This window comes from Nonomuraea sp. NPDC003214 (assembly GCF_053590035.1).
In genome coordinates this window covers 271,671-294,014 of the sequence record NZ_JBSFSX010000002.1, presented here as the reverse complement: position 1 = coordinate 294,014, position 22,344 = coordinate 271,671, and the positions used below count along the sequence as shown (strand labels likewise).

Annotated in this window: 25 protein-coding genes and 1 tRNA gene; 12 read left to right on the top strand and 14 right to left on the bottom strand. The window is 73.6% G+C overall.

The features are described 5' to 3' along the window. Positions 1-95: 95 nt before the first annotated feature. The 3 genes from ACWDXC_RS06310 (at position 96) to ACWDXC_RS06300 (ending at position 5,038) form a co-directional block, all read left to right on the top strand. Complete coding sequence (locus tag ACWDXC_RS06310) at positions 96-1,373, top strand: sensor domain-containing protein (protein WP_449978649.1); 1,278 nt, start codon at positions 96-98, stop codon at positions 1,371-1,373. Between the two features lie 124 nt (positions 1,374-1,497). After that, a complete protein-coding gene (locus ACWDXC_RS06305) occupies positions 1,498-3,519 on the top strand; it encodes an AAA family ATPase (protein ID WP_449978646.1) in 2,022 nt (673 codons plus the stop codon). A 115-nt stretch (positions 3,520-3,634) separates the two neighbouring features. Then, a complete protein-coding gene (locus ACWDXC_RS06300; protein ID WP_449978644.1) occupies positions 3,635-5,038 on the top strand; it encodes a sensor histidine kinase in 1,404 nt (467 codons plus the stop codon). A 76-nt stretch (positions 5,039-5,114) separates the two neighbouring features. Here ACWDXC_RS06300 and ACWDXC_RS06295 read toward each other — a convergent pair whose 3' ends face one another. From ACWDXC_RS06295 to ACWDXC_RS06275, 5 genes are all read right to left on the bottom strand, one after another. Then, a complete protein-coding gene (locus ACWDXC_RS06295; protein ID WP_449978642.1) occupies positions 5,115-5,966 on the bottom strand; it encodes a hypothetical protein in 852 nt (283 codons plus the stop codon). Beyond that, positions 5,963-6,529 (bottom strand): RNA polymerase sigma factor, encoded by a 567-nt coding sequence (locus tag ACWDXC_RS06290; RefSeq protein WP_449978640.1) that lies wholly within the window; start codon positions 6,527-6,529, stop codon positions 5,963-5,965. The genes ACWDXC_RS06295 and ACWDXC_RS06290 overlap by 4 nt, the downstream gene beginning before the upstream one ends. Positions 6,530-6,626: 97 nt before the next feature. Further along, positions 6,627-6,700: transfer RNA gene (locus ACWDXC_RS06285), tRNA-Lys, on the bottom strand. Positions 6,701-6,750: 50 nt separating this feature from the next. After that, complete coding sequence (locus tag ACWDXC_RS06280; protein WP_449978638.1) at positions 6,751-7,674, bottom strand: nucleoside hydrolase; 924 nt, start codon at positions 7,672-7,674, stop codon at positions 6,751-6,753. A 258-nt stretch (positions 7,675-7,932) separates the two neighbouring features. Continuing rightward, positions 7,933-8,325 (bottom strand): OsmC family protein, encoded by a 393-nt coding sequence (locus tag ACWDXC_RS06275; RefSeq protein WP_449978636.1) that lies wholly within the window; start codon positions 8,323-8,325, stop codon positions 7,933-7,935. A 52-nt stretch (positions 8,326-8,377) separates the two neighbouring features. Between ACWDXC_RS06275 and ACWDXC_RS06270 the strand changes: the two genes are divergently transcribed. Together ACWDXC_RS06270 and ACWDXC_RS06265 are read left to right on the top strand one after the other, a co-directional pair. Next, positions 8,378-8,857 (top strand): ferredoxin reductase domain-containing protein, encoded by a 480-nt coding sequence (locus ACWDXC_RS06270; protein ID WP_219506915.1) that lies wholly within the window; start codon positions 8,378-8,380, stop codon positions 8,855-8,857. Between the two features lie 95 nt (positions 8,858-8,952). Continuing rightward, the gene (locus tag ACWDXC_RS06265; protein ID WP_449978634.1) at positions 8,953-9,690 is read left to right on the top strand and encodes an FAD:protein FMN transferase; all 738 of its coding nucleotides are present in this window, start codon (positions 8,953-8,955) and stop codon (positions 9,688-9,690) included. Here the strand turns inward: ACWDXC_RS06265 and ACWDXC_RS06260 are convergent. Then, positions 9,687-9,962, bottom strand: a complete 276-nt coding sequence (locus ACWDXC_RS06260; RefSeq protein WP_449978631.1) for a hypothetical protein — start codon at positions 9,960-9,962, stop codon at positions 9,687-9,689. The genes ACWDXC_RS06265 and ACWDXC_RS06260 overlap by 4 nt on opposite strands. A 70-nt stretch (positions 9,963-10,032) precedes the next feature. Between ACWDXC_RS06260 and ACWDXC_RS06255 the strand changes: the two genes are divergently transcribed. Continuing rightward, the gene (locus ACWDXC_RS06255) at positions 10,033-10,413 is read left to right on the top strand and encodes a phage holin family protein (RefSeq protein ID WP_219506921.1); all 381 of its coding nucleotides are present in this window, start codon (positions 10,033-10,035) and stop codon (positions 10,411-10,413) included. Here the strand turns inward: ACWDXC_RS06255 and ACWDXC_RS06250 are convergent. From ACWDXC_RS06250 to ACWDXC_RS06235, 4 genes are read right to left on the bottom strand one after another with little or no spacing between them, the layout of a single operon-like run. Beyond that, positions 10,410-10,712 carry a hypothetical protein gene (locus tag ACWDXC_RS06250; RefSeq protein ID WP_449978628.1) on the bottom strand — a complete coding sequence of 101 codons (303 nt, stop codon included), beginning with the start codon at positions 10,710-10,712 and terminating at the stop codon, positions 10,410-10,412. The two genes, ACWDXC_RS06255 and ACWDXC_RS06250, sit on opposite strands and share 4 nt — an antisense overlap. Further along, positions 10,705-11,247: an RNA polymerase sigma factor gene (locus ACWDXC_RS06245; protein ID WP_449978625.1), complete on the bottom strand. Its 543-nt coding sequence runs from the start codon at positions 11,245-11,247 to the stop codon at positions 10,705-10,707. The genes ACWDXC_RS06250 and ACWDXC_RS06245 overlap by 8 nt, the downstream gene beginning before the upstream one ends. Then, positions 11,240-11,362, bottom strand: a complete 123-nt coding sequence (locus ACWDXC_RS06240) for a hypothetical protein (RefSeq protein WP_449978623.1) — start codon at positions 11,360-11,362, stop codon at positions 11,240-11,242. Before ACWDXC_RS06240 ends, ACWDXC_RS06245 begins: the two co-directional genes overlap by 8 nt. A gap of 26 nt (positions 11,363-11,388) precedes the next feature. After that, positions 11,389-12,375, bottom strand: a complete 987-nt coding sequence (locus ACWDXC_RS06235; RefSeq protein ID WP_449978621.1) for a LacI family DNA-binding transcriptional regulator — start codon at positions 12,373-12,375, stop codon at positions 11,389-11,391. An 84-nt stretch (positions 12,376-12,459) separates the two neighbouring features. On the opposite strand from ACWDXC_RS06235, the gene ACWDXC_RS06230 reads away from it, so the two are divergent. Together ACWDXC_RS06230 and ACWDXC_RS06225 are read left to right on the top strand one after the other, a co-directional pair. Continuing rightward, positions 12,460-13,320, top strand: a complete 861-nt coding sequence (locus ACWDXC_RS06230; protein ID WP_449978619.1) for an amidohydrolase — start codon at positions 12,460-12,462, stop codon at positions 13,318-13,320. Further along, positions 13,317-13,835 carry a cysteine dioxygenase gene (locus ACWDXC_RS06225; protein WP_308125826.1) on the top strand — a complete coding sequence of 173 codons (519 nt, stop codon included), beginning with the start codon at positions 13,317-13,319 and terminating at the stop codon, positions 13,833-13,835. Before ACWDXC_RS06230 ends, ACWDXC_RS06225 begins: the two co-directional genes overlap by 4 nt. Here the strand turns inward: ACWDXC_RS06225 and ACWDXC_RS06220 are convergent. Beyond that, entirely contained in the window at positions 13,819-14,481 is a 663-nt protein-coding gene (locus ACWDXC_RS06220) for a (2Fe-2S)-binding protein (RefSeq protein ID WP_219506928.1), read from the bottom strand. The genes ACWDXC_RS06225 and ACWDXC_RS06220 overlap by 17 nt on opposite strands. Positions 14,482-14,497: 16 nt before the next feature. Continuing rightward, the gene (locus ACWDXC_RS06215) at positions 14,498-15,664 is read right to left on the bottom strand and encodes a CynX/NimT family MFS transporter (protein ID WP_449978614.1); all 1,167 of its coding nucleotides are present in this window, start codon (positions 15,662-15,664) and stop codon (positions 14,498-14,500) included. Between the two features lie 68 nt (positions 15,665-15,732). Between ACWDXC_RS06215 and ACWDXC_RS06210 the strand changes: the two genes are divergently transcribed. Continuing rightward, a complete protein-coding gene (locus ACWDXC_RS06210; protein ID WP_449978611.1) occupies positions 15,733-16,713 on the top strand; it encodes a LacI family DNA-binding transcriptional regulator in 981 nt (326 codons plus the stop codon). Here the strand turns inward: ACWDXC_RS06210 and ACWDXC_RS06205 are convergent. Both ACWDXC_RS06205 and ACWDXC_RS06200 read right to left on the bottom strand, forming a co-directional pair. Beyond that, positions 16,702-17,109, bottom strand: coding sequence for an ACT domain-containing protein (locus ACWDXC_RS06205; protein WP_449978609.1), 408 nt, complete (start codon positions 17,107-17,109; stop codon positions 16,702-16,704). The two genes, ACWDXC_RS06210 and ACWDXC_RS06205, sit on opposite strands and share 12 nt — an antisense overlap. A 54-nt stretch (positions 17,110-17,163) precedes the next feature. Beyond that, positions 17,164-18,942 (bottom strand): MFS transporter, encoded by a 1,779-nt coding sequence (locus ACWDXC_RS06200; protein WP_449978607.1) that lies wholly within the window; start codon positions 18,940-18,942, stop codon positions 17,164-17,166. A 117-nt stretch (positions 18,943-19,059) separates the two neighbouring features. Here ACWDXC_RS06200 and ACWDXC_RS06195 point away from each other — a divergent pair, with 117 nt between their 5' ends. The 3 genes from ACWDXC_RS06195 (at position 19,060) to ACWDXC_RS06185 (ending at position 22,344) form a co-directional block, all read left to right on the top strand. Further along, complete coding sequence (locus ACWDXC_RS06195; protein WP_449978604.1) at positions 19,060-20,037, top strand: ArsR family transcriptional regulator; 978 nt, start codon at positions 19,060-19,062, stop codon at positions 20,035-20,037. An 80-nt stretch (positions 20,038-20,117) separates the two neighbouring features. After that, positions 20,118-21,068 (top strand): sugar-binding transcriptional regulator, encoded by a 951-nt coding sequence (locus ACWDXC_RS06190; RefSeq protein WP_219506943.1) that lies wholly within the window; start codon positions 20,118-20,120, stop codon positions 21,066-21,068. 196 nt (positions 21,069-21,264) lie between these two features. Beyond that, positions 21,265-22,344 (top strand): ABC transporter substrate-binding protein, encoded by a 1,080-nt coding sequence (locus ACWDXC_RS06185; protein ID WP_449978601.1) that lies wholly within the window; start codon positions 21,265-21,267, stop codon positions 22,342-22,344.

Below are 22,344 nucleotides of genomic sequence, written 5' to 3'. Positions count from 1 at the left end.
CTGAGGTAACTAGTCCGGATATAGCCTGCTATACCGTTGCATGCCCGCCTGCTCCACCTCCGCGGAGCGTCCGGTCCTCTGTCGTGGGAGTGTGGATGACGGTCGACGATCGCGGGGGTCGTCGGCGTCCGAGCGGACGCTGGGACGTGCAGGCCCGGGGCCGCGCCACGGTCGACGCGCTCGAACGCCTCGTCGGCGGCATGGGCACGGGGATCGTCGCCATGATCGCGCTGCTGCTGCTGACCGCCACCGCGCTGCTGTGCCTGGTCGGCGTGGGGCTGCTGCTGGTGCCCGCCGCCCTGCGCGAGCTGCGGGAGGTCGCCGACCGCGAACGCCGGCGGCTCTCGCGCTGGGGCCCGGAACTCACCGGCCCGGGCACGACCCCCTCCCGGCTGCGCGACGCGGCCGCCGACCGCACGGTCCGCCGCGAGCTGGGCTGGCTGGTGATCCACGCCGGGCTCGGGGGGCTCCTGGGCCTGCTCGCCCTCACGCTGCCTCTCCAGGCCCTCAAGGTCGCCGCCCTCTCGCTGTGGTGGTTGCTGCTGTCGCCGGACCAGCCCGCGGTCGAATCCTGGGGATGGTGGACCGTCAAGGACGTGCCCAGCGCTCTCGGCGTCGCCCTGCTGATCCCGGTGTGGATCGCCCTCACCATGATCGCCGCGCCCGGCCTGGCCCGCTTACAGGCCTGGCCCGGGCGTCGGCTGCTGCGCCACGCCCCGGATTCCGCCACGGATCTGACCTCGCGGGTGGCCGAGCTGACCGCGACGCGCGCCGCGGCCCTCGACGCGCACGCCACCGAGCTGCGGCGGATCGAGCGGTCGCTGCACGACGGGACGCAGAACCGGCTCGTCGCCGTCAACGTGCTGCTCGGGGCGGCCCGCCGCGCACTCGAACGTGATCCGTCCACGGCCGGAGAGCCCCTCGTGCGGGCCCAGGACGCCGTCAGGCAGTCGCTCGACGAGCTCCGGGGGGTCGTGCGGAGCATCCTGCCGCCCGTCCTGATCGACCAGAGCCTCGCCGACGCGCTGACCGGCCTGGCCGCGACCAGCCCCGTGCCGTGCACCGTGGACGTGGACCTCCCGGCCAAGGCCGCCGCCTCCGTCGAGGCCACCGTGTACTTCCTGGTGGCCGAGGCGCTCACCAACACGGCCAAGCACGGCCGTGCGCGGCACGTCGCCGTCGAGGCCCGCCGCGCCGGCGACCGGCTCCGGATCCGGATCACCGACGACGGCCGAGGCGGGGCGGACGAGCGGCACGGTTCCGGGCTGCGCGGCATCCGCGGCCGGGTCGAGGCGCACGACGGGACGTTCACCCTGGACAGCCCGCCCGGCGGGCCCACCGTGCTGGCCGTGAACCTGCCCTGCGGGCCCTGATCCCCGCCGTTCCGGAGCCGGTACGGCCTGCTGTACCCGCAGGAGGCAGTGCGCGGGATCGCCCGCGCGCACCGGCGGCCCGTACCTTCGGTCCGTAGCGGTTGATCGAGGGGGAGCAAGGCGTATGCGCCTGGCGAGCGATTATGAACCGGAACAACTGGGGCGACAGGTACACCTCGCGCGGGAGCAGGCCTTCGTCGGCCGGGGCGCGGAACTGGCGGCCTTCCACGCGGCCCTGCACGGCAGCCACAGTGTCCTGTACGTGCACGGTCCCGGCGGCATCGGGAAGTCCGCGCTGCTGCGGCGGTTCGTCCAGGACGCCGCCGCCGCGAACCGTCCGGTGGTGCACGTCGACGGCCGTGGGCTCGTGGCGTCGCCCGAGGCGTTCGAGGCCGAGGCCGCGCCGGTGCTGCGCGACCCGCGCGCGGTCCTGCTGGTCGACGCCTTCGAGCAGCTTCAGGACCTGGAGGAGTGGCTGCGGGAGGAGTTCCTGTCGAGGGTGCGGATGGGGGCGCTGGTCGTGCTGGCCGGCCGGCACGCCCCGGACGTGCGCTGGCACGCCGACCCCGGGTGGGCCCGGGCCCTGCGGGTCATGCCGCTGCGTGACCTGCCGCCCGCCGAGGCGCGGGCGCTGCTCGACTCCTGCGGGGTGCCCGAGGAGTCGCGCGAGCGGGTGCTGACCTTCGCGGGCGGCCATCCGCTGGCGCTGCTGCTGGCCGCGGCGTCGGGGGGCGCGGAGCCGGAGCACGAGCTCGTGACCGCGCTGCTGGACCAGCTCGTGGGCGAGGTGCCCTCGGCCGCGCACCGGCAGGCGCTGGAGGTCAGCGCGCACGCGTACGTGACGACCGAGGATCTGCTGCGCGCGGTGCTGCCGCACGACGCCGAGGAGCTGTTCCGGTGGCTGCGCCGGTTGCCGTTCATGGAGTCGAGCGCTTCCGGGCTGTCCCCGCACGCCCTGGTGCGCGAGATCCTGGAGGCCGACTTCCGCTGGCGGGACCGGCAGGGGCACGCCGCCATGCACGAACGCGTCCGGAACCACCTGGCCGGAAAGGTGCGGACGGCGGCCGATCCGGACGTGCCCGGCGCCGTGGCGGCCCTGCTCCACCTCCACCGCGGCGACCAGCCGGCGAGCGTACGCGACGCGCACTCGACGGCCGAGTTCCGCGAGGAGCCTCTGGACCCGGCGGACGTCGAGGCCCTGGTCGAGCTGGCCGCCGAGGCGGAAGGGGAGGAGGCCGCGGGCTGCGCCGCCTTCTGGGCCGGGCGCCGCCCGGAGGCGTTCCGCGTCTACCGCCGGGCCGCCACGGGCGAGCCCGTCGCCTGGTTCGCCTGGCTGCGGCTGCCGGAACCGGACCAGGAGGAACTCGCGGCCGACCCGGTCGTGGCCGCGGCGTGGGCGCACGCGCGGGCCACGGCGCCCCTGCGCGCGGGCGAGCACCTGGCCGTCGCCAGGATGTGGCTGCCACGGCAGCAGCCGGGCGGCAGGGCGGTGACGGCGATGATGCGCTGGCGGGCCGTCGGGGAGTGCCTGCGGTCGGAGCAGATGGCCTGGTCCTACTGGGCGCTGCCGGAGCGCGAGGCGCACGAACACCTGTGGCGCTGCGGCATCGGCAGGATCGACGTCCGGCCTCGCGTCGGGGACGCGGCCTATGACCTGTTCGCCCACGACTGGCGGGCGGTGCCGCCCCAGGCGTGGCTGGAGCGCTTCGGCCGGACGACGGCCCCGGAGGCAGGCGGCGGGGCGGGGCGGCTGGCGGTGCTGTCGCGGGCCGAGTTCGGCGAGGCCGTCCGGCAGGCGTTACGCCACTTCTCTCGGCCGGGCGCGCTGGCCGCCTCGCCGCTGACGCGTACCCGGCTGGTCGCCGAGCGGGCCGGGCGGGCCGGACGTGATCCGGCGACGGCCCTGCACGACCTGCTCCGGGAGGCGATCGACGCCCTGCGCGACGACCCGCGCTCAGTCAAGCTGCACCGGGCGCTCGCCGTCACGTACGTGAGCGGCCCGCCCACCCAGCAGCTCGCCGCCACCCGGCTGGGCCTGCCCTTCACCACCTACCGCCGCCACCTGACGGCCGGCGTGGAGCGGGTCGGCTCCGACCTCTGGCACGCCGAGCTGTACGGCGTCGCCGGTCCCCGTCACCGGCTGTGAGCCTGACCCCCTCTTATGACAAAAGCCCTGACATGGTGACATGTCGGCTATAACCTGCGTACCTCCGGTGCTGATCAGCGAACGGCCCTGTGCGTGGCCGAGGAGGTACGTTCCCATGACGGTCGCTGAGGGCTGCCGGGCCGCGCGGCTGCCGCGGGCGCGATGGCGGACGCGATGGGCCTGGCGCTGGGACGTGTTCGGCCGGGGCCGGGCCACCCTGGACGCGCTGGAACACCTCGTCGGCGGCATAGGCACGGGAGTCCTGGCGCTGGCCGCGCTCCTCACGGTGATCGTCACCGCCCTGGCCTGCCTGATCGGCGTCGGGCTGCCGCTGATGCCGGCCGCGCTGCGCGGGTTGCGCGCGGTCGCCAACCGGGAGCGGGCCCGGCTCTCTCGCTGGCACCCGGACGAGATCATCGCCGCGCCCCCGCCGCCGCCCGGGCTGCGCGCCGCCCTCGCCGACCCGCCCGTGCGGCGCGAGCTGGCCTGGGCGCTCGTGCACGCGTCCACCGACATCCTCGTGGGCGTGCTCGCCCTCACCTTCCCGGTCCACGCGGTCCAGGACGCGACCTTCGCCCTGTGGTGGTGGGTGCTGCCCGCGGGGGACGCCACGGCCGCGACCTACGGGATGTGGGAGGTCAGCGACCTGCCCAGCGCCCTCGCCGTCGCCGTGCTGGCCCCGATCGAGATCGCGCTCACCATGCTCCTCGCGCCCCGCATGTCCCGGCTGCAGGCCTGGTCCGGCCTGCGTCTCCTGCGGCCCGGCCCCGGCGTCGACCTGAGCCTGCGCGTGGCGCAGCTCACCGCGACCCGCGCCGCCGTCCTCGACGCGCACCTCGCCGAACTGCGCCGGATCGAGCGGTCGCTGCACGACGGGACGCAGAGCCGCCTCGTCGCCGTCGACGCGCTGATCGCGGACGCGCTGCGGGCGCTGGAGAGCGACACAGCCGGCGACACAGCCGGCGACACAGCCGGCGACACGGCCGGCGACACTGCCACCGCCATGACCTCGATCGAACGGGCACAGACCACCGCCGAGCAGGCGCTCGCCGAGCTCCGGGGCGTCGTGCGGAGCATCCTGCCGCCCGTCCTGACCGACAAGAGCCTCGCCGACGCGCTCACCGGGCTGGCGGCGGCCTGCCCGGTGCCCTGCGTCGTCGACGCCGGCCCGCCGGTCAGGGCCGCCGCCTCCGTCGAGGCCACCGCCTACCTCGTGGTGGCCGAGGCGCTCGCCAACGTCGCCAGGCACAGCCGCGCCAGGTACGCCGTCGTCAGCGTCCGCCACCGGGACGACCGGCTGTGCGTGCGGGTGGTGGACGACGGACGCGGCGGGGCGGACGAGAGCGGCCCCGGGCTCACCGGCATCCGCCGCCGGGTCGAGGCGCACGACGGGTCGTTCCTGCTGAACAGCCCGGACGGCGGGCCCACCATCCTCAACGTGACCCTGCCAGGACCGCTTCAGCGTTCGTCGCGCGAGCTCGACGCGGCTATGGCGGGCCCACCGCGTACGCCCGGATGACGGGCTGGGTGAGGGCGGCGCCGCCGGCCGCCTCGCCCCGGACGCGCTGATCGTGTACGTGGCGGCTCCGGCCGGCCTAGCAGCCGTGCTTGCGGTCGATCGTCCGCTTGAGCTCCTCGTCCATCGGCTCCTCGCCGACGACGAGGAACGCCTTGCCGTACTCGGACAGCCCGCCGCCGGTCACGTACAAGGAGTCGGGCGCCGTCATCGTGACCTCCGCGTCCTCGCCGTCCGAGCCGGGCTTCGTGATCACGAACTCGGTGATCGTCACGCCGAGCGAGGCCAGGGTCCTGCGCACCTCGCCCACGCGGAGGTTGACGAACGGCTTGCAGTGCAGGAGCTCGCCCCGGCCGTTCAGCGAGGTGACGACCTCGTACTCCTCCCCGGGACGGCCCTCGCGGCCCAGCTTGAGCTCGGCGGTGCCGGTGAAGTCCTTGGCGATGGTGAGCCCGATCGGGCAGCTCCGCGTGGGGTCGCAGCCCTCCGGGCGGTCGATCGTCCTGATCTTGTCCGCATGCGGGAACGGGCCCTTGGTCCACCCCGGGGTGTCGGGGTGGATCTCGCCCACGTAGGAAGGGGGGACGGGCACGACCTTGAGCGAGACGTTCAGGCCCGCCTCCTTGAGCTGGGCGGTGTAGACCTCGGGCCGGGCGTACAGGTCCTTGACCTCGATCAGGTAGTGGTCGCCCGCGTCCTTGATGTCCAGCGCGGAGGCGGGGGCGGCGCCGAGCACGGCCGTGAGCGACCAGCCCGCGGCGACCGCCGCCGCGAGCGGCAGCGCCAGGATCGGCCGCCGCCACAGCGGGCGGCGGGTGCGCGGTGCGGGCTCGGCGGTGTCCATGATCCGGGTCAGCATCTCCACGGCCGCCGGGGTGAGCCCGGGACCGGGGTCGGGGGCCAGGCTCTTGACGACCTCGTCGGGGGTCATGCGCTCTCCTTGGCAAGGCGTACGGCGCGCGTGCCGTACGCGCTCAGGTCGATGTCGTGGGCGGCCAGCTCGGTGGCCAGGCGCTTGCGCGCGCGGTGCAGGCGCTGGCGGACGGCCACGCGGGAGCAGCTCAGCACCTTGGCGATCTCGCCGGTGTCCAGCCCTTCCCAGCCCACCAGCGACAGCAGCTCCCTGTCGTCCTCCGACAGGCGGGCGAACGCCGCCCCGGCGCCTGCCGGGATCCGGTCGGCCGCAGCGGCGCCGGCAGCGAGCTCTTCGCGAAGGCGCAGCGTCAGGGCCGTGTGGCGCAGGGCGCCGCGCCGATGGTTGGCCAGGACGCGCCGCGCGGTGCCGTACAGCCACAGCCTGGCCTCGTCACCGGCCGGCACGTCCGCCAGCCGCCGCCAGGCCGTGGTGAACGTCTCGGCGATCACGTCGGCGCAGTCGTCCGGGTGGTCGGTGCGACGGCGGACGTAACCGGAGACGGCCGCGTAGTGCTCCGTGTAGAGCTCTTCGAAGCGCTGCCGGGGCGCCACGGCTTCCTTCTGGTTCAGGAATGTCACATGAGAGTGGATGTCCGGCAATGTACCGGTGTGACAGGGCGGGCTTCGGACAGCAAGAAGCCCCAGCTCAGCGAACTGAACTGGGGCTCTGTCGGGGTGCGCCGCCAGGGACTCGAACCCCGGACCCGCTGATTAAGAGTCAGCTGCTCTGACCAACTGAGCTAGCGGCGCTTGCGACAGGTGTAACTGTACCAGCCGCCGCAGGCTGCCCGCACATCAGATCATCCGAGCCGGTCAGCCAGCTCCCGGTAGGTCCCCAGCACCAGCTCCCAGAACCGCGTCACGTCCAGCCCGGTCGCCACCAGCGCGTTCGGCTGCCGGTCGCGCAGGCGGAAGTCGACGACCGTCATCCCCCGGGTGAACTCGCCGATGGTCTCCACGTTCACCACCGCCGGGGTCTGCGTGACCAGGGACGGGTCCATCACGTACGCGACCGCGCAGGCGTCGTGGATGGCCGGGCCGCCGTCGGCGGTCACCTCGCCGTAGAACTGGGCGGCGGGGACCAGGAGTTCGGCGAGCCTGCCCAGCGGCCGCATGCGTTCCAGCACGCCGGAGGTGACGGTGGCGGTGAGCGTCACGTCCAGGCCGAGCATCTTGACCGTCCAGCCGGCCCCGAACACGATCTGGGCGGCCTCGGGGTCGGCGAGGATGTTGAACTCGGCCGCCGGGTTGTGGTTGCCGCGGGTGAACGAGCCGCCCATGATGACCAGGTCACGCGCCCATTCGACCACCCGGGGCTCGCGCAGCACGGCGAGCGCGATGTTGGTGAGCGGGCCGATGGCGACCAGGGTGATCTCGCCGGGGGCGGCGCGCAGGGTGTCGATGATGCGGTCGGCCGCGTGCCCGTCGGCGACGGTGAGGCTGGGGGCGGGCAGGACGACGCCGCCGAGGCCGCTCTCGCCGTGCACGGCGGCGGCCCGTACGGTGCGGCGCAGCAGCGCGCCGGAGCTGCCGGCGGTGACGGACACGTCGCCGAGGCCGAGGAACTCGCGCAGCGCGAGGGCGTTGGCGGTGGTGAGGGAGAGGTCGACGTTGCCGCCGACGGTGGTGATGGCGACGATCTCCAGGCCCGGGGCGCCGGCGGCGAGGGCGAGCGCCATGGCGTCGTCGATGCCGGGATCACAGTCAATGAGGACTTTGGTCACGAAACCGTACGATACGCAAGAATCGGGACCGGGCAGCTTCCCCCAAAGACTGCCCGGCCCCGATCCGAAGGCGGTCCAGGCCGGCGCCTTCCCCCAAAGGCGCCGGCGGTCCCGCACTGGCAGACCGCGGTCCCCCTCCGCGTCCGCTCCGGTGTAGGTCCTCTCAGGCCGGTCGCACTGCTTCCGACCTGCTTCGACACTACCGAGCCCTATGCAACGGACGCGTCATAACGCAGTTTAATATCCGCCTAATCAGGGCTACGGGATGTCCAAACGGACCTCGGTGCCCTCCGAGAGCGAGGTGCCGACCGTGCAGTACTTCTCGTGCACCCGCGCCGCGACCGCCCTGAAGACCTCGTCGGCCTCCTCCGAGGGCAGCTCGACGTCGTAGGTGATGGTCACCGGGCCCAGGCGGTTGGGCTCGACCTTGTCCGCGGCGACGGTCATCGCCAGCCGCACCAGCCGGTGCCCGCGCTTGGCGGTGAGCGGTTCGACGGTCACGATGTTGCACCCGCCGACGGCCGCGAGCAGCAGCTCGACCGGGGTGAACACGCCCTCGTCGGTGCCGCCGCCCATGTGCACCTCGGCGCCGCGGGCGTTCGTCGCCCTGAACCCACCATCATCAGTCCGCTCAACACGCACGTTAGCCATGTTTTAGACCTTACTCAGATGGTTCTCATGTTCGGCACCCACAGTCGTGGACATGGCTCCTCTGCTGCTCTGCTCCGGCGTCGCGGCCGTCCTGCTCGGCACGTCGCGGCCCCTGGCCCTGCTCGTGTACGGCGTCGCGGCGCTGATGACCCTGCGCGGGCACCGGGGGCCCGCCCGCACCCGGGGCACCGTGCTCATCGCCACCGGCCTGGAGCCCGGCGCGCTGCGCTCCCTGCTGGCGAGCCGGGACGACGCCACCGTGGCCGTCTACCGCACCGACCGGGTGACCGAAGAGCTGCGCGACCTCCAGGACAGGTACGGCCTGGTGCTGGTCGTCGGCCAGGAACACGACCCCCGGGCCAAGGAACGGGTCAGCGCCTCCGGCCTGAGCCGGCAGGTGCCCGACATCGCCGAGCGCGAGGTGGTGCTGGCCGGGCCGCGGCACTTCCAGCGGTACGTGCGCGGCGCCCTGGCGCGGCTGGCCGTGCCGGAGACCCAGGTCAGAAGCACGACCGTCAAGTCCCGGCAATAGGCTTAACACGACATTACGCGCCATATGGGACTGTAGCTGGGGACAAGGAGGCAAAGGTGACGACTTTCCCCGGAAGCGCTCGGGTCGAGACGGTCATGGGTACGCAGGTCAGCGTCGACATCCGTACCGCCCTGCCGCAACGCGAGCTCACCCCTCTGCTGGACGACGCCTTCGCCTGGCTGCGCTGGGTGCAGGAGACGTTCGGCGCCACCAGCCCGGACAGCCAGATCACCCGGCTGAACCGCGGCCAGACCATCAGGCAGATCCCCGAGCTCATCGAGGTGCTGCACCGCTGCGACGAGCTGAGCGAGGCGACCGGCGGCTGGTTCGAGGCCCGCAGGGACGGCGTCGTCGACCCGTCCGGCTACATCAAGGGGTGGGCACTGGAACGCCTCTCCCGCGCGCTGGCCAACGCCGGCGCCGTCGACCACCGCATCAACGCCGGCGGCGACATCCGGGTGCGCGGCTCGGCCGCGCCGGGCAAGCGCTGGCGGGTCGGCGTCCGCGACCCGCACACGGGGCTGGTGCGCCGGGTGCTGTTCGCCAACGACCTCGGCATCGCCACCTCGGGCGGCTCCGGGATCGTCAACCCGCGCACCGGGGACCCGGAGACCACGCTCGGCTCGGTCACCGTGCTCGGCCCCGACCTGGGCGTCGCCGACGGCTACGCCACCGCCATGTACGCGATGGGACCCGTCCTGGCCCGGCGCTTCGCGCTGGAACAGGCGGCGGAGGGACCGTACGAGACATTGATCGTCAGCCGGGACGGACAGGAGTTCGGCACGCCCGGCCTGGCCGGCTACGGCGGGACGGAGACCCGCCTGGCCGGCTAGGCGTCGGGGTGCTCGCGCAGGTAGGCCAGGTAGACGGGGCGCAGCGCCTCGCCCAGCTCGCCCTCACCCGCGGCGAGGGCGTCGCTGAGCAGCGCCGAAACGCGGCTCAGGTCGGCCGTGGTCTCCTTCTCGTGGCCGGACGCCGCCTCGGCGGCGGGGATCACCTTCAGCAGGTTCCACAGGAATCCCACATCCCCGTGGCGCACGGCGTAGCGCACCGCGCGGTCGTGCAGCTCGACGGCCGGCAGCGATTCCAGATCAGTGGCTTCCATCTCACTCCCTCCCCCATGGGACGCACCTTTCCCTCGTCCGGGGGCCGATAACGTGGGAGGATCAATCAGCGTGAGATTCATCATCCGAACCCTGGCGGCAGCGGCCGCCCTCTGGGTGGCCCTCCAGCTCCTCGACGGCATCCGGATCACCGCCCCTGAGAACTCGCTCTCCTACTGGGGCACGCTGCTGATCGTGGCGCTGATCTTCGGCCTGATCAACGCCATCGTCAAGCCCATCGTCAAGGCCCTGGGGTGCGCGCTCATCGTGCTCACGCTGGGCCTGTTCCTGCTGGTCATCAACGGCGCCATGCTGATGCTGACGAGCTGGATCTCGGGCCAGCTCGACATCCCCTTCCACGTGGACGACTTCTGGCCGTCGGCGATCGTGGGCGCGCTCATCATCAGCGTCGTGAGCTGGATCCTCGGCCTGATCATCCCCGGCGACGACTAGCCTGTCGCGGGTCCACGCGGAGAGCTGACCGTGCCGCGTGGGCCGGCGTAGGTCAGCTCGCACTTCCCGTCGGCGCACGAGCGCCGCAACCGGCCCATCGAGACCGTCTGGGCCAGCCCGATCGCCCAGCACGCCGGGCAGCCGCGCAGCGCCAGCAGCCCGACGGGGGCCAGCAGCAGGCTGACCGGTCCGAGCACAGGCAGCAGCGCCACCGCTCCGGCCAGCGCCCCGAACCCGGCCGCCCCGCGCAGCAGGTGGCGGGGCAGCGACGCGCTCGCGAAACTCCTGCCGTCAGACATCTCCGGTTCCCCTCTCCAGTGTGTGGTGGACGGCCGCCCGGGCCCGGTGCAGCCGTGACTTCATCGCCGGGACGCTGAGGCCGAGCGCGTCGGCGACCATCCGGCCGCTGATCCCCTGCACGTCCCGCATGATCAGCACGCGCCGCTGGTCGGCGGGCAGCGCGGCGATCGCCGCCGCCACCCGCCCGGCCTCCAGGCGGTCCAGCACCTCCTCCTCCGCCGACCTCGCGGCGGTCTCCGGGGGCGGCGCGGGCGGCCGCGCCAGCATCCGGGCACGGCGCAGGCACTCGTTGCGGACGATGCGGAACATCCACGACGCCAGCGCCCCGGACGCCCGCAACGTCCCGATCTTCCGGTAGAGGATGATGAGCGCTTCCTGCGCGGCGTCCTCGGCGTCCTCCGGGGTCGCGCACAGCGAGCGGGCGAAGCGCCGCACGTGCGGGTGCGAGCCCGACACCAGCGCCGCAATCGACTCGGCGTCGCCCTCCTGCGCGCCCGCGATCAGCCTGGCGCCGGGCCAGGACTGCTCAGCCACGCGACCTGCTCCTGCGGCGCAGGACGAGCACGCACGTGCAGACGAGCACGGCCCCGGCGATGACGGCGGCGGCGACGATCATGACGACCTCCCTGGTCGATGGGTTCTCGGTCATAAGAGGCAGGGAGGCGGGCAAAGGATTCAGCGGGCGGCGACGGAGCCGCGCTCGCGGAGGGTGGGCTGCTGGACGACGCGGCGGCGCCGGGCCCCGCCGTCGGCCGCCGCCGCCATCAGGCGGACCGCGGCCGAGACGATCCCGTCGATGTTCCAGTCGACGGTCGTCAGCCCCGGCGTGAGCAGCCCGGACATCGGATGGTCGTCGTAGCCCAGGACCGACACGTCGCCGGGGATCGACAGACCCAGCTCCGCCGCCGCCGCGTAGACCCCGTACGCGATCGAGTCTGCGAAGCAGAAGACGGCGCTCGGCCGGGCGCCGGCGAGCAGGGCGCGGGCGGCGGCGGTGGCGGCGGCCAGGTCGTGCGGTGCGGTGGCGACCTCGATGTCGAGGCCCAGCCGGTCGCCCTCGGCGGTGACGTGCACGTCGGCGGGGCGGTCGGGGGTGCTGGGCCGGGTCGGGGTGAGCACGCCGACGCGGCGGTGGCCGAGAGCGCGCAGGTGCTCCAGGGCGAGCGTGACGCCGCGCCGGTTGTCGAAGACGACCTCGCCGGCCGTGCCCGCCAGCGAGTCGCCGATCGCCACGACGGGCAGCGACTCGCACAGCTCGGGCCAGAACTCCGCCGCCGGGTCGAGCGGCTGCACGATCATGCCGTCGACGCGCTGGTCGCGGAGCTGCTGGGCGAGGGCGCGCTCGCGGCCCGGGTCGCCGACGGCGTCGAGGATGAGCGCGTAGCGGTCCTTCTCGCGCAGGCCGCGGCTGATGCCGACGGCCAGCGACTGCTGCCACAGGTCCTCCAGCGAGGCGCAGAGCAGCCCGATCATGCCGGTGCGACCGCTGGCCAGGGCCCTGGCGATGGGGTCGGCCTCGTAGCCGAGCCGGTCGGCGGCGGCGCGCACGCGCTGCATGGTCTCCTCGGAGACCTGGAGGCCGCGCAGTGCGTAGGAGACCGCGGCGGGCGACAGACCGGTCGCCTGGGCCACTTCCCGGAGCGTCGCTCGCTTGCGGGGCATCCTGACACCCTAAACGGTGCCGGTGACAGAAGCTCCCCTGATTTCATGTATTGTCAGTCGGAAATACAGGAAGGAGCCGTTCCGGTGAGCATCGACGTGCACCAGCATGTCTGGACGCCCGCGTTCGTCCGCGCGCTGCGCGCCCGCGCGACCCCGCCGCGCCTCGACGGCTGGACGCTGCTCCTGGACGGCGAGCCGCCCTACGAGGTGGATCCGGCGGTCCACGAGCATCGCGACACCACCGGCCTGGAGCTGGCGCTGGTCTCGCTGTCGAGCCCGCTCGGCATCGAGTCGCTGCCGCCCGGCGAGGCGTGGCCGCTGCTCGACGCCTACCACGAGGGCGCGCTGGCGCTGCCGCCGCCGTTCGGCGCCTGGGCCGCCACCTGCCACAGCGCCCCCGACCCCGACCGGCTGGCCGCCGACCTCGACCGCGGCTTCGCCGGCCTGCAGATCCCGGCCACCGCCGGGTTCGACGACGCCCTGCTGGAGGTCCTCACCGACCGCGACCTGCCGCTGTTCGTGCACCCGGGCCCCGCCCGCGGCCCGGCGGACGGGCCCGGCTGGTGGCCCGCGGTCGTCCCGTACGTGCAGCAGATGCACGCCGCCTGGCACCGCTTCCACGCCGAGGTACGGCCCCGGCACCCGCGCCTGCGGGTGTGTTTCGCGCTGCTCGCCGGCCTCGCCCCGCTGCACACCGAACGGCTCATCGCCCGGGGCGGCGGCGGCCGGGGCCTGGTCGACCCCGACAGCTACGTGGAGACCTCCTCCTACGGGCCGCGCGCCATCGACGCCGTGGTCCGCGAACTCGGCGTCGACGTCGTCGTCAACGGCTCAGACGCCCCCTACGGCACCGCGCCCGACCTCGGGCTGGGCGCGGCGGCCGCACATGCCGTCCATGTCACCAACCCGCGCCGCCTGCTCGGCGGAAAGGAGTCATCAACGTGAGCGAGCACCTCGGCACCCCGATCCCCGAACGCACCCTGGACCGGCGGGAGCTGCGCGACCTGGTCGACCGGCTGGCCGCCGACCCCGCCGGCTGGCAGGACCAGGTCGACTTCCCGGCCGACGGCCGCAGGCACTACGCCTCGCTCTACCGGGACGCGTACGTGGACGTGTGGCTGCTGTGCTGGCGGCCGGAGGACGACACGGGCTGGCACGACCACGACGTGTCCTCGGGCGCGGTGCACGTGGTGGAGGGCGCGCTGCTGGAGTGCAACCCGCGCATCGGCGGCGAGCACCTGGAGACCGTGGTGCCCGAGGGGCGCTCGTTCTCCTTCGGCCCCGACCACATCCACCGGCTCACCGGCGCGACCGAGCGCAGCGTCTCGATCCACGCCTACTCGCCGCCGCTGTGGCGGCTCGGCCAGTACTCGATCGACGACAGCGGCGTCATGCGGCGCGTCTCGGTCAGCTACGCCGACGAGCTGCGGCCCCTCGACGGCGTCAGCGCTGTGGCCTGAGCACGCAGCAGCTTCCGCAGGCCTCCACGTCCGGCAGCGTGATCCACAGGCAGCACGTCCTGCGGAAGTAGCCGTCACCGGCGGGCTCGACGAGCCCGTCGACCGGCTTGCCGATCTCCTTGAGCAGCCCCATGTAGTCGGCCCGCTCGATCTGCGTCAGCGGGTGCGCGATCGCCTCGGCGGTCGAGCCCCACAGCGTCCGCTCGCCCACCTTGGCCATCGCGCTGAGCGCCCGGACGAGCGGGCGCTGCGACTCGGCGAGCGCGCCGCCGATCGCGGCGGGCGCGGAGTCGCCCGAGGCCCAGGTCACGCCGGTGGCGGCGATCGTCACCCCGGCGTCGGACACCTTGAAGTACGTGTCGGCCAGCCGCATGATCGGCACCCGCCCGTCCAGCGCCCAGCCGAGCGCCATCGGCAGCGTGTGCCAGTAGCCGTAGGTCTTCCAGAACAGCGCCGCGCCGACGTGCCGTGGCGCGTTCCAGCGGGCCGCAGTCTGGTCGACCAGCTCGCCCAGCAGCGTGTGGGGCTCGCGGGCCAGCTCGGCGGCGGGGGTCCAGCTCTCGTCGGGATCGATGACCAGGCCCGGCTCGACACCGATCACGCCGCCGCGCGCGTCGGCCATCCGGGTGAGCACCTCGGTCAGCACGTTCGATCCCTTCGCCTTATAGGTAAGCCTTGCCTAAGGTATCAGGGCGTCCGGCGAACCAGCCAGCGACCAGTTGCAGCCCCACCATCGCCAGCCCGAACACCAGCGGCGCCGTCCACCCGCCCGACTCCTGCCGCAGCAGCCCGAACACCAGCGGCCCCACCGCCGCCAGCAGGTAGCCCGCCGACTGGGCCACGGCCGACAGCGCCGTCACCTCGGCCGGATCGGCCGGCCGCATCGCGATGATCAGCAGCGCCAGCGCGAACGACGCGCCCTGCCCCACCCCCAGCACGATCATCGACAGCCACGGCAACGTCGCCGGCGCCACCAGCACCGCCACGTAACCCGCCGCCGTCAGCAGCGTCGCCGCCATCACGTACGGCACCTGCGACGGCCGCCGCCCGGCCAGCACCGGCACCGCCAGCGTCGCGCCCACCTGCACCAGCGTCGTCAGGCTGAGCAGATAGCCGGCCTGGTCCGCGGGCAGCCCGGCGTCCAGGAAGATCTTCGGCAGCCAGGCCAGCATCACGTAGAAGGTGAGCGACTGCAGGCCCATCCAGGCGGTCACGTACCAGGTCACCCGGCTGCGCACCACGGCGCGGAACGGGCGCGGGCCCTGCCTCGGCGCCGCCCGCCCGCCGAACGCCTGCGGCAGCCACAGCAGCGCCGCCACCAGCGCGGGCACCGCCACCAGCGCCGACACGCCGCGCCAGCCGTAGCCGGTGACCTGCTCCAGCGGCACCACCAGCGCCGACGACGCGGCGGCCCCGCCCACGATGCCGGCGCTGTAGACGCCCGTCAGCAGGTTGACCCGGCCCGGGAAGTGCTGCTTGACGAGGCCCGGCATGGCGACGTTCATCACCGCGATGGCCGTGGCCGCGACGGCGGCGCCCGCGTACAGCACGAGCGGGCCGTCGAGGCCGCGCACCGCCACGCCGCCCGCCAGCACCAGCAGGCCCGCCAGCAGCGTGCGGTCCAGCCCGATCCGCCCGGCCAGCACCGGCGCCACCGGCCCGAACACGCCCAGGCACACCACCATGACCGTCGTGATGCCCCCGCCGCCCGCGGGCGTCAGGCCGGTGTCGGTCATGATCTCGTCGAGGAGGGGGGAGATGCCGGCGATGGCCGGGCGCAGGTTCAACGCGGCCAGCACGAGCCCGGCCACGAGGAGAGCAGCTCTCATAGCGGATCTACCTTCCCATATCCGTTGACAACGTTGTCTGCGCCGGATCGGTGCGGCAGTATCCAGTCGTGAGACCGACGATGAAGGACGTCGCCTCGGCGGCCGGCGTGGCCCTCAAGACCGTGTCCCGCGTGGTCAACGGCGAGCCCGGCGTCCACCCCGCCACCGCCGACCGCGTGCGCGCCGCCATCGACACGCTCGGCTACAGCCGCAACGAGAGCGCCCGCGTCCTGCGCCGGGGCCGCACCGCCACGATCGGGCTCGTCATCGAGGACGTCGCCGACCCGTTCTACTCCTCACTCGGCCGCGCCGTCGAAGACGTCTCCGCCGCCCACGGCTGCCTCCTGCTCAGCGGCTCCTCCAGCGAGGAACCCGCCAGAGAACGCGAGCTCGTGCGCACCTTCTGCGCCCGCCGCGTCGACGGGCTCATCATCGTCCCCGCCGGCTCCGACCACACCTACCTGCGGCCCGAACTCGACGCCGGCACCCCCGCCGTCTTCGCCGACCGGCCCCCCGGGCCCGGCGTGGACGCCGACACCGTGCTCAGCGACAACACCGGCGGCGCCGCCCTCGCCACCCGTCACCTGCTGGCCCACGGCCACACCAGGATCGCCTTCCTCGGCGACGACCCCGCCATCTTCACCGCCGACCGGCGGCTGCACGGCTACCGCGCCGCCCTCGGCGACCGCTACGACGAACGGCTCGTCGCCATGCGCGCCCCCGACCTCGATTCCGTACGGGCCGACCTGCGCCGCATGCTGGCCCTCGACCAGCCGCCCACGGCGGTGTTCACCGGCAACGGCCGCCTCACCGTCACCGCCCTGCGCGCCCTCGCCGGGCAGCCGATGGCGCTCGTCGGGTTCGACGACTTCGAGCTGGCCGACCTGCTCGTCCCCGGCGTGACCGTCGTCGCCCAGGACCCCGCCGGCATGGGCCGCACCGCGGCCGACCTGCTGTTCCGCCGCATGGCCGGTGACACCGGGCCCTCCGAGCACCCGCTGCTGCCCGTCCGCCTCATCCCCCGCGGCTCCGGCGAGCTAGTGCTGTGACCAGAAAGGTTCACGGGCCTGGCCGTCCCCCGTCTCCACGTGGTGTCCCGCCTCCTCCAGAGCGATGACGGCCTCCCGCTCGCTTCGCTCGGGAACCAGAACCAGGTCGGCGTCGAAGGTCGAGGCGACGAACACCGGAACCGCCGCCTCCGCCAGTGGCCTGACGACCGCCGCCAGCATTCCGGGAACGTCCAGGCCGTGGGCTGTGGCCCCACCGTAGAAACCGATCCACCGCTCCCCCGGCTCCAGAGGCTCGGCCGCACGGACCACGGTCAGCCCTTCCGGCCCGCGGACGAGCACGACCCAGTCGTCCCCGGGCGACGCCGGATGCGGCAGCCGTTCGATGACGAACACCGGGGAAACGATGCGCAGGCGCTGAGCCGTGGGTGCGTTCATGGACGCATGCCTACCACCTGTTCGGCCAGTGGCGCCCGGTGAGCGCGCACCAGTTCACCCGACCGGCGTCGCCACCCGGCGCGGCGGGCGCAGCGAACCCGCCAGGGCGAAGGCCACGGCCACACCCGCGGCGCCCGCGGCCACGATCGCCACCTGCGGCGAGAACACCTCGCCCAGCACCCCCACCAGCGCCGCGCCCGCCGCCTGACCCGTCATCAGACCCGCCGACAGCAGGCCGAACGCCTGACCGCGCACCTCCTCCGGGACCGCCTCCAGGAAGCGGCGCTGCAGGCCCAGCTGGTACGACAGGCCCGCCGCCGCCACCGCCGCCAGGACCGCCGCCCAGCCGGCACCCGGACCCGCCACGAACCCCAGCCACGGCACCCCGAGCAGCACCGCGAGCGGCAACGACAACCGCTCCCGCAGCGACGGCGCCGCGAACCTGCCCACGGCGAACTCCCCCACCGCCATGCCGCCGGCCGCCGCCGCCAGCACCACGCCCGCCTCCCCCTGGCCGCCCAGATACGGCACGATCATCGCCTCCGCCCCGGCCAGCCACAACGTCGGCACCCACGACGCCAGCAACAGCCCCCGCACCCGGGGATCGGCCACGAGCATCCGATTCACCCGCAACGTCTCCCCCACCGCCCCCGCCGAACCCCCACCGAAGCGGACCCGCCTTTCGGAGGCAACCCGCCCGCCCGAGGCGGCACGCCCCTCAGAGACAGCGGCCGGCCCCTCAGGAGTGGCTAGCCCCCCGAGAGTGGCTGGCTCCTCAGGGGCAGCCCTCTCCCCAGGGACGGCGGCCGGCCCCTCGGGCTCGGGGCGAACGCCGGAGGCGGCGTGTTCGGCGGACGCAGCGCCCACCCCGGAGGCGCCACCGCCCCCAGGGGCAGCCGACGCTTCGGGGTTCGTCCGCCCGTCGTGGGTGGCCCGCTCCCCGGGGACGGCGGCCGGCCCCTCGGGCTCGGGGCGAGCGGCGGAGACGGCCTGATCGTCGGACGCAACGCCCACCCGGGAGGGGGCGCCCCCGCCCTCCGGGGCGGCCGGCCCCTTGGGGGTGGCCCGCCCGCCGAGAATGGCCGGCTCCTCGGGGACGGCCCGCCCGTCGGAGGTGGCGCGCCCTCCAGGGGCGGCGGCCAGGCCCTTGGGCTTGAGGTGGGCGGGAGAGGTGGCGGGGTCGGCCGACGCGGCCCCGGAGAGGGTGACGGGCTCCGGGAGGAGGGTGCGGCGGGGGGTGTGGTGGGGGAGGCCGAGGCGGAGGATGAGGGCGGCGACGGCGGAGAGGCCTGCCGTGGCGGCGAGGGCCGTGTGGGGCCCGGCGGCGGCGAGGAAGGCGCCGCCGACGGCGAGGCCGGCGATCTGGGCCGAGGCGGAGGTGACGCCGAGGAGGGAGCGCCCGAGGACGAAGGCGTCGCCGGGCAGCACCTCGGGCAGCAGGGCGCTGCGCGCGGCGCCGAAGACGGGCGAGAACAGCCCGGTGACGAGGACGAGCGCGAGCATCGCCCAGACGGGCAGTCCGGCGTAGGCGAGCAGCAGGCAGACGACGACGCGGACGAGCTCGCCGGCGATCATGAGGCCGCGGGCGGGGAGCCGGTCGGCGAGGGAGAGCAGGAAGAGCCCGCCGAAGATGTAGGGCAGCCAGCCGGCCATGTAGGCGGCGGCGGACAGCCCGGGTGAGCCGGTCTGGGCGAAGACGAGCACGGACAGGGCGAGCATCTTGATGGAGTCGCCGGCCACGAGCAGCGCGAAGCTGCCGAACAGGACCCGGAACTCGCCTACCGCGAACACCTCCCGGAAGGTGGCACCGCGTTCGGTGGACTCGGTGGACAACGTACGACTCCTTCACAGGCTGGGGGCGGCCCCGAGGGAGGGTGGGGCCGCCGGGTTCGATGGTGGCGGCCGCCGGCGTGCGGAGGCGATGCTTTCGGATATAACCGAAAGGTGGGTGTGAGCATTGAGGTGACCCCGCAGGACGTGGCGGCGAGCAGGTTCGCGATCTCGCCGCTGATCGAGACGATGCACGCGCAGTGGGTGCTGAGCGGCCGGATCGGCCCGGGCCCGCATCGGCGCTGGCTGGAGCGGTGGCGGGGGGCGTACGAGGAGCTGGAGCGCAGGCATCCGGTGCTGGAGGCGATCCTGTACGTGGCGGCGAACAAGGGGCAGGCGAACGTGGACTTCGTGGCGCCGCCGCCGGCCGGGTTGAAGGTGCCGTTCGAGGCGGAGCTGGCGGCGGTGCGGGGGACGCCGGTGGAGCAGGCGCACGCGGAGATCACCCGGGTGCTGGCGGCGCGGGCGCCGGTGCCCGCGCCGGCGCGGGAGCTGCTGCTGGGCGGCGACGTGGTGCGGCTGGTGGCGGACGCGTTCGAGGAGTTGTGGAGCAGGATCGTCCGTCACAGCTGGCCGTTCTTCCACGCGATCCTGGAGCGCGACGTGGTGCAGCGGGCCGGGCGGCTGGCGACGTACGGCTGGGCGGCGGCGCTGGAGGACCTGAGCGCGCAGGTGCGCTGGCACGACGACGGGCACATCACGGTGCGCGTGTCGGGGCGGGAGCGGCATCGGCTGGGCGGCCGGGGGCTGCTGTTCGTGCCGTCGGTGTTCACCACGGGGGTGGGCGCGTACCTGGCGGAGGCGTGGCCGTACGCGCTGGTCTATCCGGCGCGCGGCACGGGCGTGGTGCCGCCGGCGGCGGACGGCGCGGGGCTGGTGGCGCTGATCGGCCGGACGCGGGCGCGGATCCTGGCGGAGCTGGCCACGCCGGCGACGACGACGCACCTGGCCGCGCTGCTCGGGCAGAGCGTGGGCGGGACGGGCGGGCACGTGGCGGCGTTGCGCGGCAGCGGCCTGATCACCGGCACCCGGACGGGGCGCAGTGTCCTGTATGCGCGGACCGCGCTGGGGGACGCCTTGATCGCGGGTTCCCTCTAACCTTTCCTCTGGAGAGCACGAAGGTATAGTCAAAGCGCATCCGTTCAGCAACAACGTTCACGATCCAGGGGGCGCGCGCCATGAACGACGACGCCGTACAGGAAGCCCGCTTCCCGCACGAGCTGATGTACGCGGCGGCGTCGCAGTACTACCTCCAGGACGCCACGCAGGCCGACATCGCCAAGCGGCTCGGGGTGAGCCGGGCGACGGTGAGCCGCCTGCTCACGGAGGCGCGCAAGCAGGGCATCGTGGAGATCCGCGTGCACCGGCCGGCCACGCTGGCCGAGGGCCCGCTGGCCGGCGAGGTGGCCGACGCGCTGCGGCTGCGGCGCGTCTACCTGGTGCCCCGGGTGAGCGGCCCGGCGCTGGGCCCGTGGCTGGCTCCGGGCCTGGCCAGGGCGCTGGCGGGGGCGGAGCTGAAGTCGGGCGACGTGGTGCTGGTGTCGTCGGGCAGCACGGTGTACGAGTGCGCCCGGGAGTCGCTGGGCCGCTATCCGGGCGTGACGATCGCGCCGGCGGTGGGCGGTCAGCAGGACCCCCAGCCGTGGTTCCAGACGAACGAGACGACCAGGCTGCTGGCCGAGCGGGTGGGCGGCGTGCCGAGCTACCTGTACGCGCCCGCGCTGCCGGGCCCCGAGCTGTTCTACTCGCTGCGGCACGAGCCGTCGGTGCGCCGGGTGATGGACCAGTGGGCGCACGCGAAGTGCGCGATCGTGGGCGTGGGGTCGCCGCCGCTGATGCGGCAGGTGGTGCCCGCGTTCGTGCCGCGTGACGCGCCAAGCCTGCGTGAGGCGGTCGGCGACGTGTGCTCGCGCTTCTACGACCGCGACGGTGAGCCGGTGGGCTATCCGGGCAGCGAGCGCCTGGTCGCGGCCGGTCTGGAGGAGCTTCGGCGCATCCCTCACTCGATCGCGGTCGCGGTGGGCGCGGAGAAGGTGCTGTCGATCGTCGCCGGGGCCAGGGGCGGCTACTTCAACCAGCTCGTCACCGACGCGCTCACGGCCGAGAGCCTGCTCGCCGCCACTCGCTGACCCTTCCTCCGGGTGAACCCCAGGTCACAGCCATGCCAATTCCGTGAACAGAATTGCTGGACAAATATTCTGAGCCGGGCTAGCGTGAGGCGCACCACAGGACGTGACCCTGCGTGAGGGGGCGTCCCTGGTCGCACTCGGGGGACGCGACGCAACGAAACCGTCCGTGAGGACGTAGCGAGTGAGGAATGATCCCGTGAACACAACCAAGATCCGGATCGCGGCCGTGGCGGTCCTCGCGACTTCCGCGCTCGCCGCGTGCGGCTCCGGCTCCACCGGCGGCGACGCGGGCAGCGGCGGCACCGGCGGCGTCGAGAACGCCAAGGTGGCCTTCCTCATGCCGGACCTCGCCTCCACCCGGTACGAGCTGCAGGACCGGCCGCTGTTCGAGGCCAAGGTCAAGGCCCTCTGCCCGACGTGCAGCGTCATCTACCAGAACGCCGACTCCGACGCGGCCAAGCAGCAGCAGCAGGCCAACTCCGCGCTCGCCCAGGGCGTCAAGGCGATCGTGATCGACCCGGTCGACTCCGCCGCCGCGGCCACCATCGTGAAGTCCGCGCAGTCGCAGGGCGTGCCGATCATCGCCTACGACCGGCCGATCCCGGCCACCCCGGCCGACTACTACATCTCCTTCGACAACGAGAAGATCGGCGCCATGATCGGCCAGTCGCTGGTCGACCACCTCAAGGCGGAGAAGGCCGAGGGCGGCCTGCTGCAGGTCAACGGCTCCCCCACGGACGCCGCCGCCGGCCTGATCAAGAAGGGCATCCACTCGGCCATCGACAACAGCGGCTTCAAGCTGCTGGCCGAGTACGACACCCCCGACTGGCAGCCGGAGAAGGCGCAGACCTGGGTCAGCGGCCAGATCACTCAGTTCGGCGACGACATCGCCGGCGTGGTCGCGGCCAACGACGGCACCGGCGGCGGCACGATCGCCGCGTTCAAGGCCGCGGGCAAGGACGTGCCGCCGGTGACGGGCAACGACGCCGAGGTGGCCGCCGCCCAGCGCATCATCAAGGGCGACCAGTACAACACGATCTCCAAGCCGATCAAGATCGTGGCGGAGGCCGCGGCGGACGTCGCGTTCAAGTTCATGAAGGGCGAGAAGCCGGCCGGTGAGGCGACGCTGTTCAACACGCCGTCGCAGCTGTTCACGCCGACCGTGGTGACGCGGGAGAACATCAAGGAAGTGCTGTTCGACAGCGGCATCATGAAGGCCGCCGACGTGTGCACGGCCGAGTACGCCGAGGGCTGCACCGAGCTCGGCATCAAGTAG